Origin of the sequence: Pseudomonas sp. MEJ108 (assembly GCF_030208985.1) — a bacterium.
Lineage (GTDB): Bacteria > Pseudomonadota > Gammaproteobacteria > Pseudomonadales > Pseudomonadaceae > Aquipseudomonas > Aquipseudomonas fragariae.
Window position 1 is genome coordinate 1 of the sequence record NZ_JARVSW010000018.1, and the last position, 10,929, is coordinate 10,929.

The 10,929-nt window shown below is 60.5% G+C and carries 11 protein-coding genes; 4 read left to right on the forward strand and 7 right to left on the reverse strand.

The window, feature by feature from the left end:
* Positions 1-140: 140 nt before the first annotated feature.
* The 5 genes from QRN50_RS09880 to QRN50_RS09900 are packed head-to-tail and all read right to left on the reverse strand — an operon-like array spanning position 141 to position 5,194.
* Positions 141-1,574: an efflux transporter outer membrane subunit gene (locus QRN50_RS09880; RefSeq protein ID WP_024641168.1), complete on the reverse strand. Its 1,434-nt coding sequence runs from the start codon at positions 1,572-1,574 to the stop codon at positions 141-143.
* Positions 1,571-2,455, reverse strand: a complete 885-nt coding sequence (locus tag QRN50_RS09885; protein WP_054091964.1) for an efflux RND transporter periplasmic adaptor subunit — start codon at positions 2,453-2,455, stop codon at positions 1,571-1,573. Before QRN50_RS09885 ends, QRN50_RS09880 begins: the two co-directional genes overlap by 4 nt.
* Complete coding sequence (locus tag QRN50_RS09890; protein WP_003315925.1) at positions 2,452-2,661, reverse strand: DUF1656 domain-containing protein; 210 nt, start codon at positions 2,659-2,661, stop codon at positions 2,452-2,454. The genes QRN50_RS09885 and QRN50_RS09890 overlap by 4 nt, the downstream gene beginning before the upstream one ends.
* Entirely contained in the window at positions 2,658-4,745 is a 2,088-nt protein-coding gene (locus QRN50_RS09895; protein ID WP_004407383.1) for an FUSC family protein, read from the reverse strand. Before QRN50_RS09895 ends, QRN50_RS09890 begins: the two co-directional genes overlap by 4 nt.
* Entirely contained in the window at positions 4,742-5,194 is a 453-nt protein-coding gene (locus QRN50_RS09900; RefSeq protein ID WP_004407381.1) for a MarR family winged helix-turn-helix transcriptional regulator, read from the reverse strand. The genes QRN50_RS09895 and QRN50_RS09900 overlap by 4 nt, the downstream gene beginning before the upstream one ends.
* Before the next feature lie 540 nt (positions 5,195-5,734).
* On the opposite strand from QRN50_RS09900, the gene QRN50_RS09905 reads away from it, so the two are divergent.
* A complete protein-coding gene (locus tag QRN50_RS09905) occupies positions 5,735-6,403 on the forward strand; it encodes a polysaccharide lyase family 7 protein (protein ID WP_011268396.1) in 669 nt (222 codons plus the stop codon).
* 19 nt (positions 6,404-6,422) lie between these two features.
* Here QRN50_RS09905 and QRN50_RS09910 read toward each other — a convergent pair whose 3' ends face one another.
* Positions 6,423-7,811 (reverse strand): heavy metal sensor histidine kinase, encoded by a 1,389-nt coding sequence (locus QRN50_RS09910; protein WP_024652368.1) that lies wholly within the window; start codon positions 7,809-7,811, stop codon positions 6,423-6,425.
* Positions 7,790-8,479, reverse strand: coding sequence for a heavy metal response regulator transcription factor (locus QRN50_RS09915; RefSeq protein ID WP_004407375.1), 690 nt, complete (start codon positions 8,477-8,479; stop codon positions 7,790-7,792). Before QRN50_RS09915 ends, QRN50_RS09910 begins: the two co-directional genes overlap by 22 nt.
* A 170-nt stretch (positions 8,480-8,649) precedes the next feature.
* On the opposite strand from QRN50_RS09915, the gene QRN50_RS09920 reads away from it, so the two are divergent.
* The 3 genes from QRN50_RS09920 (at position 8,650) to QRN50_RS09930 (ending at position 10,717) form a co-directional block, all read left to right on the forward strand.
* Positions 8,650-9,255: a hypothetical protein gene (locus QRN50_RS09920; protein WP_011268394.1), complete on the forward strand. Its 606-nt coding sequence runs from the start codon at positions 8,650-8,652 to the stop codon at positions 9,253-9,255.
* Between the two features lie 74 nt (positions 9,256-9,329).
* Positions 9,330-9,950 carry a cytochrome b/b6 domain-containing protein gene (locus QRN50_RS09925; RefSeq protein WP_004407370.1) on the forward strand — a complete coding sequence of 207 codons (621 nt, stop codon included), beginning with the start codon at positions 9,330-9,332 and terminating at the stop codon, positions 9,948-9,950.
* Complete coding sequence (locus tag QRN50_RS09930; protein ID WP_004407366.1) at positions 9,947-10,717, forward strand: molybdopterin-dependent oxidoreductase; 771 nt, start codon at positions 9,947-9,949, stop codon at positions 10,715-10,717. Before QRN50_RS09925 ends, QRN50_RS09930 begins: the two co-directional genes overlap by 4 nt.
* Positions 10,718-10,929: the final 212 nt, after the last annotated feature.

Here is a 10,929-nt window from a genome sequence, read left to right on the forward strand (position 1 = left end):
GAGGAACGATAGTCATCAGGTTCCGGGCCGTGCCTCTAGCCCGACTACTCTAAAGCGCTTTTCGATCACAGTAGCACTGACAAAGCAAATTGCGACGTAATCCATCCGAACGAGGCTTGATGGCGGGGCGAACGCCCATCCTATTTCTGCGCCACGTCATCCTTCTCCCAGCCGCCGCCGAGTGCCAGAAACAGATTGATCTGCCCCATGGCCACCTGCGTGTTGGCCTCCGCCATTTGCGCGCGCACGTCAGTGTAAGTGCGTGTGGCCTGCAGATCTGCGAGAAACGAAGCGCGTCCGGCCTGATAGAAGCGGTGCGTCTGGTCAGCCGCTTCCCTGGCGGATTGCTCGGCTTCTTTGAGGGCGTCGCGGCGGTCGAGCAGGGCGGTGTATTGCGCCAGACCGGTCTGGGTTTCACGGATGGCATTGAGCACCACACCGTCAAAGCGCGCCAGCGCAGCTTGCGCCGAGGCTTCGGCCTGATGGATGCGGGCGCGTGAGCCATTGGACGGGATGGTCCAGTTCAGCAGCGGCCCGAAGCCCCAGCGATTGGCCGCCGGCTTGCCAAGGTTCTCGATCAGGCCGGTGGTGCCAATGCTCGCGCCGATGCTGATGTCCGGATACAGTTCGCCGGTGGCAACACCGATCTCGGCAGTCGACATCGCCAGATGGCGTTCAGCCTGACGCACATCCGGGCGGCGTTTGAGCAGCGCTGCGCCGTCACCAACAGGCATGACCTGCGCAATCTGCGGCAGCTGGTTGCAGGTGCTTACCCCGGCGGGCAGTTGCTCGACAGGTTTGGCCAGCAGCATCGACAGGCGGAAGATTGCAGCCTGACGGCGCGCCTCGTAACGGGGCATTTCGGCGCGTAACGACTTGAACTGTGTCTGTGAACGAGTGACCTGCGTTTCATCGCCACGCCCGGCATCACGCAGGCGCTGGTTGAGGGACACACTCTGTTTTTGCAAGTCCAGCGATGCGCGGGCGATGTCGAGTTCTTCGTTGGCCGCACAAATCTGCGTGTAGGCGCGCACCACATCGGCGACCACCGTGATGCGTGCCGTATCCACCGCCGCCTGATTGGCATCGACATTGGCCTGCGCCGCTTCGATGCCACGCTGCAAGGTGCCGAACAGATCGAACTGGTATGAAGTGGTCAGACCCACATCGCCGACATTGGCCACTGGCACCTTGTCGGTCAGCAGAAACGCCTCGCCTGACTCCTGCACGCGCTGCGCGCCGATCTTCGCGCCGTTGGTAAAACCGCCAGCCGCCTCGGCTTCCGAGGTCTGATAGCGGGCACGCTGCAGGTTGGCCGCGGCAATGCGCAGGTCGGTATTGGACGCGATAGCCTGGCGCACCAGCTCATCCAGACGCGCATCCTGATACAGGCGCCACCAGTGCGCAGGCACCGGGGCCGAAACCGTGTTGACCGAGCGGCCAGCCAGTTCACCCTGCAGGTCCGGACGGTTGATCGCGCCGTCTTTGGGCACCTGGTAATCCGGGCCGACCATCTGGCAGGCTGACAGCACGGCGGTAAAGCCGAGAGCAGCCACGCGTAAAGCACGTTTCATCGGCTGCGCTCCTGGGTGTCGTCGATGATCGACACCGTCGCGGTACGCCCGGCAATCATGCGGAAGTCGGCAGGCACATCATCGAAGGCGATCCGCACCGGAATCCGCTGCGCCAGACGCACCCAGCTGAAGGCCGGATTGACGTTGGGCAGCAGGTTCGAGCCGCTGCTGCGGTCGCGGTCTTCGATACCGGCAACGATGCTCACCACATGGCCGGTCAGCCGCGCTGTGTCGCCGATGACGCGGATGTCGACGCCCTGGCCGACATGAATGCCATCGAGCTTGGTTTCCTCGAAATAGCCATCGATGTGGAACGACGTCGAATCGACCACCGAAAGCACCGGGCGCCCGGCAGTGACGAACTCATGTTCGCGGGGCGCGCGGTCGTTGAGGTAGCCGTCTACCGGACTGCGGATCACCGAGCGATCCAGGTTCAACTGTGCGGCATCCACTGCAACCTTTGATTCGCCCAGCGCCGAAAGGGCCCGAGCTTCGCGTGACTGGCTTTCTTCCAGTTGCTCGCGGGCGACCAGATTGCCCAGACCACGGTTACGCTTGTTCTCGCGGCGCGCCTGTTCCCAGGTTTCCTGACGTTCGGCGACCGTCGCCTGCGCCTGGCGCAGTGCCAGACGGAAACGGTCCTGATCGATGGTGAACAGGATCTGGCCCTTGTGCACGGGCTGGTTGTCAGTGACTTCAACCTTCTGGATCAGTCCGGACACGTCCGGAGCGATCTGCACGACATCGGCGCGGATATGCCCGTCGCGCGTCCACGGCGCATACATGTAATACATCACCATGCGCCATACGACCACGGCGGCCAGGGTGACAACCAGCAGGGTCAGGACCACGCGGCCCAGTGTCAGTATCGGTTTTTTCATGTCATCAGGTATCGACTTAGAGTATCCACGGCGCCGAGCAACAAAGCGTATAGACCTACGTTGAACAAAGCCCGGTGCCAGACCAGACGGTAGAAGTGGGCACGCGACAGCACCGCGTGCACGACCAGAAACAGCAGATAGGCGATGCCCATCATCGCCAGGAACGTGGGGATGAAGATCCCGCTGATATCCAGATCACCGATCACAGGGGCGCTCCATCGATGTTATGCGGCAGTTGCTCGGTCAGTTCCCCGCCCACGGTGACGATCTCGACCCCCGGGAGCAGAGCCAGGCGCAGGCCACTCAGGGCATGCAGAAGGTGCAGTCGGGCCGGGTTGTCGCCCATCTCCTGATCGGTCAGTGAACGGCGTGCGCGGTCCATGGCCATCAGCAGGCCTCTGGGCGCGGGTAGCCGTTCACCGGCCTTGCGGCACAGTTTGAAATAGCCGCTGACTTCGTCGATCACCTGACGCAACAGCACCTGAGCCGCAGGCGTGGCACGGCGGGTGTAGGCCAGCAGGTCGAGCATGTTCAGCGCGACGCGCAGTTCACGCAGGGCAATCCCGGTGTCCTGGGCGGTGAGCGTCAGGCGCGGCAGTTGTTGCATCAGGCGGTCGAGCATTTGCACGCCCATGCGCCGATGCTCGGCCAGAGACGCGTTTTCACTGAGACTGGCGATGTCACGCCAGCTGAACCGGGTCAGGCGCTTGACCGCCAGTTCGACGCCGAACGGGCGGAACACCAGGGTCCAGATGAAGGCGAACAGCAGTCCGACAGGACCCGCCAGGTTGGCGTTGAGGAAGTTCATGAAGTCCGCGTCATAAGCGCTCTGGATACTGATGAACGACGAGGTGTTGACGATGGTCAGCAGCGTGCCGAGAAAGAAGCGCGGCTGCACGGTCAGGGTGCCGACGCAAATGAACGGCACGGCAAAGGCCAGCACCAGCATCGGGAAGTCATGCAGGTTGGGCAGCACCACAAACAGGTACAGGCTGGCGAACACCACCGAGAGCAGGGTCCAGAAAAAGAACCGGTAGATTTGCGGAGCAGGGTCGTCCATGGCGGCGAAGAAGCTGCACGACACCGCCGCCAGTGCCACGGCACTTGCGCCATCTTTCCAGCCGAGCAGAATCCACAACACCGACGCGGCGATGATCGCCAGCACCGTCGAAGTCACCGAATAGAGCATCAGACCGCGGTCGAGAAACGGGGTCAGACGGCCCAGGCGCCAATGGCGGTAGACCGCGCGCCACTGTGACTGGTCGTCGGTCTTGATCGCGTATTGCAGGGTTCGGCAATCCAGCCACAGGTCGATCCATTCGCCCAGCCTGAACAGCGTATTGGAGAGCAGCAGTTGATCGCGATCGTCCAGTTGCGCGGAGTCCGGTTGCAGGCTCTGCAGATCACGATGCAGCTGCTGCCATTGCTCCACCTGCGGCCCGTCGGCAGTGCTTTCGAGCCAGTCGCAAGTCTTGTGCAATAAGGGTCTGACGCTGGCCAGCAGCTCGGGTGTGCGTCGCTCCAGCGCCCACAGCGCGTCATCCAGCGCATCAATGACCGGCAAGAGGTGGATCATCCGGCCGCGCAGTTCATTGGCATTGCGCACGGTTTGCTTGCGGGCGCCTTCGTGGCTCAACTGGCCGATCATCATTTCCAGCGAGTTGAAGCTGCCGACCATCGAATTTCGCAGTGTGCCGATTTCTTCGGGCTGACAGGTGCGGCTGATAAAGCGCTGACTGTAAGTCGCGGCGTCACTGAACCACTTTTCCGTGGTGGCCTGAAACACCGGTGCCAGGCGTCTGGGCCAGAACATCGCACCCACGACAGCGGCGCAGATGATGCCGAGAAAAATCTCTTCGGTACGCGACACCGCGATGTCGAAAACAGCCTGCGGGTTGTCGACCACCGGCAGCGAAATCAGCGGCATGGTGTAGCCGGCCAGCATCAATGCGTAGCTGTTGGCGGTGCGCAAGTGCAGGGACAGAAACAACAGGGTGCCCGTCCACAGCCCGACCACGATGGCCAGCAACAAGGGCGTCTGCACGAACATGGGCACCAGCACCACCGATGCTGCGGCACCGGCCAGGGTTCCGGCGGCTCTGTACAGGGCCTTGGAGCTGGTCGGGCCGACGAAGGGGCTGGAGACGATGTACACCGTGGCCATTGCCCAGTAGGGGCGGGGCATTTCCATCAACAATGCGATGTACAGCGCCAGCATCGACGCGCCGAAGGTGCGTACACCGTAGAACCAGTCGCGTGCAGGTGGAACGCTGGAGAAAAATCCGTTCAAGCCTGGCCCCCGTGTTCGCGCTGCGCCGCATCGGCAAACGCCTGTAACACCCGTAACGTGGCTTCCAGGTCGGCAGGTTGCAGCCCTTGCAGCACTTCGGCGCGCAAGCGAGTCAGTTCGGCTTCGATCGAACAGGCCAGTTCGCGACCTTTGCGCGTCAGGCTCAAGGCCTTTGCGCGGCGGTCATTCGGGTCTTCAGTGCGGCAAACGATGTCAGCCTTGCACAGCTGATCAAGCAGACGCACCAGCGTCGGGCTTTCCATGCCGGCCGCCTGGGCGACTTTCACCTGATGTGCGCCATCGCCCAGACGTGCGATGGCCAGCAACGGACCTGCGCAGGCTTCGGAAATGCCATAGGTCACCAGCGTGTTCTGGCAGATGCGTCGCCATTGGCGAGACGCGGCCACCAGACCACTGCTGATTGTCCGATGCAAGGCTTCGACAGACATGGAAAAACACCAGGAATTTAGTTAGGAGCGATATTGTTAGCAGGGAGATAAATAGCTTGCTAACTAATATCTCGTAACAACTGCTTACAGTCAACCCGCAGCCGCCAGGCGGAGGTGGTTTCTTTTCTGCCCGTTAAGAGCGCGTTTCGAGGCGACGTGACGCTCTAAAAGGGCCGCCTTGGTCAGCTCCGGGCAATGGAAGTTCATTTATCCTGAAGATAACTGCTACCGTCTGTCGGTAATTTGCGGTTTTTTGCGCTGTATCGGCCTCGATACATTCAAAAAAATGACGCACTTCACAAAACACTTCTTCACGTGAATCAATGCTTGCAGCTTGAGAGTGGCACATGGCCGCATCGTAACAATTGATATCGTAGTAATGGCATTGGCCGATTTTAGACGGTTTGTTGACGCCAAAGCGTTGTCGAGTCTGTTTAAAAAATAAACGATTAAGCCGATAGTCTGGATGACCAAACGGGCCAGCACACCCGTTTCAGAGCCATTCAGTTGGTGCGCGATGCGCACCTTGCGAGCTACGTGATGATCGACCTTGCTACCTGGAATCTCTCCGTCCCCGTCGGAAGCCCCGCGACCATTATCGAAACCCCCAAGTTGGTAAAGGGCTATCGGGATGGCTACTTTCAGTCCGGGGATACGCTGTTTTTCTGGGCACCGGTAACGGGTTCAACCACCGAAAACGCCAAGTACCCGCGTTCCGAATTGCGCGAGACGACTTCGGACGGAAGGGTGTTCAACTGGGCCTACTCTAGTGCCGACAATTTTCTGCGCGCGACCCTGGAAGTCGATCAGGTGCCTTCCAGCGGCAAGATCGTGATCGGTCAGATCCACTGCTACCAGAGCACCGAACCGCTGCTGAAGGTGGAGTACCAGTACAAGGAGAAGCTGCAGACCGGCAATATCGTCGCCAAGTTTCGTCGTACGCCGGACTCGGAAATCGAGGTCATCAACATTGCGCAGGGTGTGCCGCTCAACAAGCAATTCAACTACACCATCAACCTGTCGCCGTCTGGCGATCTGACGGTCAATGCCTTTGACGCGGTCTGGTACGCCAAGCTGGATTCAGCCTGGGCCAGCAAACTGTTCTACTTCAAGGCAGGGGTCTATACCCAGGACAATACCGGCTACACCACGGAAGGCGGCTCGGCCACGTTCTACAAGCTGGCCATTGCCCACGAGAAAAAGAATTGATCCTTGCGCACTGCAGGCTTCAGGCCGCTGGGAATATCAGACTGAAGCAGATTCTGCCGACGGCGGGTTGAGCGACTTCGACCCGACCGCCGTGCAGTTGCATGATTGCCGTGACGATCGCCAGCCCCAGGCCGTTGGAATCCGAGCGCTCATGGCGTGAGGCGTCACCGCGATAGAAACGATCGAACAAGCGTGCGAGGGTGGCCTCCGGCAGCACCGGTCCCTGATTCTCCACATCGATCTTCCAGTGCCTGTCCACAGCCGTCACTCGCATCAGAATCTCGCTGTCTTCATCAGCGTAGCGAATCGCATTGGCGACCAGATTGCTCAATGCACGCCGCAGCAAAATCGGATCGGCCAGCAGCGTGCCTTGTCCGTGGGTGCTCAGGGTCAGGTTGCGTTCTTCGGCCAGCCCCTCGAAATAGCCGGCGACCCGTTGCAGTTCGTCATGCATATCCAGCGCCTGACGTTCCAGCGCGGCCTGGGCTTCGTCCGCCCGTGCCAGAAACAGAATGCTTTCCACCAGCCGCGAGATGCGTTCCAGCTCTTCCAGATTGGAGGCCAGCAGCGCCTGATATTCATCGGCGCTGCGGTTCTGGCGCAAGGCGACCTGACAATGGCCCATCAGTGAGCCGACCGGTGTGCGGATTTCATGGGCCAGATCGGCAGAAAACTGCATCAGGCGCCGGTAGCCATCGTCCAGACGGTCAAGCATGGCGTTGAAGGCATCGCTCAGTTGTTGCAGCTCGACGGGTGTATCGCGGCTGTCGAGGCGTTTGTGCAGGCTGGCCGGGGTGATGGCGGCAGCGTGGGCGGCCATTCTGCGCAGTGGACGCAAGCCGCGGCGCAGCAGCACATAACCCAGGGCTGCGGTGATCAGAAACGCCAGGGCCACAGCTATATAGATACGCTGACGGAAACTGGCGAGCATGGCCATTTCCTTGACCATCAGGTGCGCAGCCTGCAAGCGCACTTCGACACCGTTGGACATCACCTGGACGGCGGCAGCGCGCAACGGCACGCCTTGCAGGCTCATGCCGCTGCGCAGGTCATCGACCCGCAGCGGTTGGTCCTGCGCCACGGTCGGCAGCTCCGGCAGGGGCGCGTGCTGCGGATTGACCGAGATGACCGGTGACTTGCCCGGCTCGCCGATGATGAAGATGTCTTCTTCGCTGTCGAGCATGTTCTCGAACAGCTGCGGGCTGCCCTTGAGGTTGTCCATGGTCAGGTCATAGCGCAACAGCTTGCGAAAGTGGTCCAGCCGCGCGAGCACGGCATGGTCGCTGCGTTGCATCACTGTTTCTTCGATTGACTGATACAGGTACAGGGCGGCGCCGCTGACGGTGAGCATCGCCACCAGGGCAAAGGCCAGGGTCGAACGCAGGGTCAGGGAAGGCTGGCGTCGCATGGCCGCACCTCGCACACATAACCGATGCCACGCACGGTGTGGATGAGCTTGACCGGGTAGGGCAGGTCGACCTTGCTGCGCAGGCGCTTGATGGCGACGTCCACGACATTGGTGTCGCTGTCGAAATTCATGTCCCAGACTTCCGAGGCGATCTGTGCCCTGGACAGTACGTCGCCTTCGCGGCGCAATAACAGGTGCAGTAGAGCGAACTCCTTGTTGGTCAGCACGATGACCTGCTGCTGGCGCGTCACGCGGCGGCGCAGCAGGTCCAGTTCCAGGTCGGCCAGATGAAAGTGGTCCGCCTCGCGTACCACGCCGCGGCGCAGGATGGTGCGGATGCGCAGCAGCAGTTCGGTGAAGGAAAACGGCTTGACCAGATAATCGTCGGCACCCAGTTCCAGGCCGCGAATCCGGTCCTGCAACTGGTCGCGCGCGGTCAGAAACAGCACTGGCACGTCCTGCCTGGCGCGCAGGACTTCGATGATCTGCCAGCCGTCGATGCCTGGCAGCATCACGTCCAGCACGATGAGGTCATAGCGGTTTTCCAGCGCCAGATGCAGGCCGTCGGCACCGTGCTGCGTCCAGTCGACCACGTAGCCGGATTCGCCCAGTCCCTTCTTCAGGTATTCGCCGGTTTTGGTGTCATCTTCAATTAGCAGGATATGCATCGTTTTGTCCGCTACGCTTTTCCTGGCGCCCTTGTTGCGCCGATGCCGGAGTCTAACCAGTTGCCGACAGGGTGTCCGGCGAATGACAAAAATGTCATTGCCCGGTCATTCTACGGTGCCGGTAGCGGTGCAAGGATGGCTTTCAGATCTCACCTGCCAAGGAAGTACCGATGAAGACTGCACTCTCTACTACGTTCGGCCTGCTGTTGCTCAGTGCCGCTGTCATGACCCAGGCTGCCGACATGAAGGTGGTCAAACCCATGCGCGGGACCGTCGACAGCGTCAGCGCCGACACCCTCGACTTCACCACCCGTTCGGGTCAGCACGAAAGTATCAAGCTGACTGACAAGACCGGTATTCGTCTTGTGTCCGAAGCTGACTTCAAGCAAATCAAAGACGGCAGTTTTGTCGGTTCGGCAGCGAAACCGAAATCTGACGGCACGCTGGAAGCGCTGGAAGTGACCGTTTTTGAGGCGAGCCTCAAAGGCAGCGGCGAAGGTCACTATGGCTGGCAAAACGCGGATGGCAGCACCGGCACCATGACCAATGGCACCGTTGGCACATTGGCCGACACCAATGGCCGCACACTCATCGTCAAGTATGAAGGTGGCGAGAAGAAACTGGTGGTGCCGCAGGATGTGCCTGTCGCCTACGTCGAGCCAGGCAAGGTTGACCAGTTGACCAAAGGCGCGAAGGTCGTGGTATTCCCGGCTGACGACGGCAAGTCCGCTCGCGGTGTTGCCGTCGGCAAGGACGGTTTCACACCGCCGATGTAATCACCGCCAGGGCTATCAGGGGCACAAGGCTGCCCCTGATAGCCTCTTCCATGCCTGATCAGAGGGATCTCGACATGAAAACCCGCCCCATTCATCCGTGGCCGGTGCGCCTGACCCACTGGGTCAATGCCGTGGGCATGGTCTGTATGTTCATGAGCGGTTGGGCGATTTACAACGCATCACCACTGATGCCGTTCACCTTTCCCAAATTCCTGACACTCGGCGGCTGGCTGGGCGGTTCCATTGCCTGGCACTTCGCGGTGATGTGGCTGTTGGTCATCAACGGTCTGATTTATGTGCTGTATGGCGTGCTCAGCCGCCATTTCAAGCGCGATCTGCTGCCGGTTCGGCCGTCCGAAGTGACGCGTGACATGAATGACGCGCTGCATTTTCGCCTGGTCCACGTCAAAGGCCGTTACAACGCTGTGCAACGACTGATGTATTGGCTGGTGCTGGCCATGGGCGTATTGGTGGTGCTGTCCGGCCTGGCCATCTGGAAGCCGGTGCAATTTCAAGGGCTGGTCAGTCTGCTGGGCGGATTCGATTTCGCCCGTTGGGTACATTTCGGGGCGATGACCGCCATCGGCGCGTTTGTCATCGTCCATCTGCTGCTGGTCGTGCTGGTGCCCAGTACCTTGCTGCCGATGATTACCGGCGGCCGCCAGCCGAACGAAGACGGAACTGCGCAATCATGAACGAACCACGTAAACGTACGACTCAGCGCATCATTCTGGAGCCTGCGCAGCAGCGTCAGCTGGTCGATATCCAGCGCCGCTCGTTTCTGCGCGCGGGGCTGACCGTGGGCGCGATGTCGATGCTCACGGGCTGCAACCTGCAGGATGGCGATCAGGTCGATAAGGTGCTGTGGGCCATGTCGCGCTGGAATGACCGGGTTCAGGCCTGGCTGTTCAACGGCCAGAAGCTGGCGCCGACCTATAGCAAGGCGCAGTTGACCAACCCGTTCCCGTTCAATGCGTTCTACCCTGAATACAACGTGCCGGAGCTGGATCTTGCCGATTACCAACTGGCGGTGTCGGGGCTGGTGCGCGACAAGCAGCCGTGGACGCTGGAGGCGCTGCGCAAACTGCCGCAACGCACGGATATCACGCGGTTGATCTGTATCGAGGGCTGGAGTGCGATAGGGCAGTGGGGCGGCGTGCCGCTGAAGACGTTCCTGGAGTATATCGGCGCTGACACGACGGCGCGTTTTGTCGGTTTCAAGTGCGCTGACCGCTATTACTCAAGTCTGGATATGCCTACTGCGCTGCATCCGCAGACCTTGTTGGCGCTGGATTTCGGTGAAGTGGCCCTGCCACCTGATTACGGTTACCCGTTGCGGGTGCGGGTGCCGACCAAGCTGGGCTTCAAGAATCCCAAGCACATCGTCGAGATTTTTGTCAGTAACGAGAATCCTGGCGGGTATTGGGAGGATCAGGGGTACAACTGGTTCAGCGGGATCTAGGAGCGGACGCAGAGCGTCCAGAAGGGCATGCGGCGCAGAGCGTCGCACGATGGCGGTAGTGAGATTATCGTTCCTCACGCTCCAGCGTGGGAATGCAGTTCGTGACGCTTTGACGCTCTGCGTCACATGGCGGTTTTTCTTTGTCAGGTGGATTGAAGTTCGGCTCAGGTCACCTTTTCGCCCCTCGGCGAGTTACTTTGATGAGGCCAAAG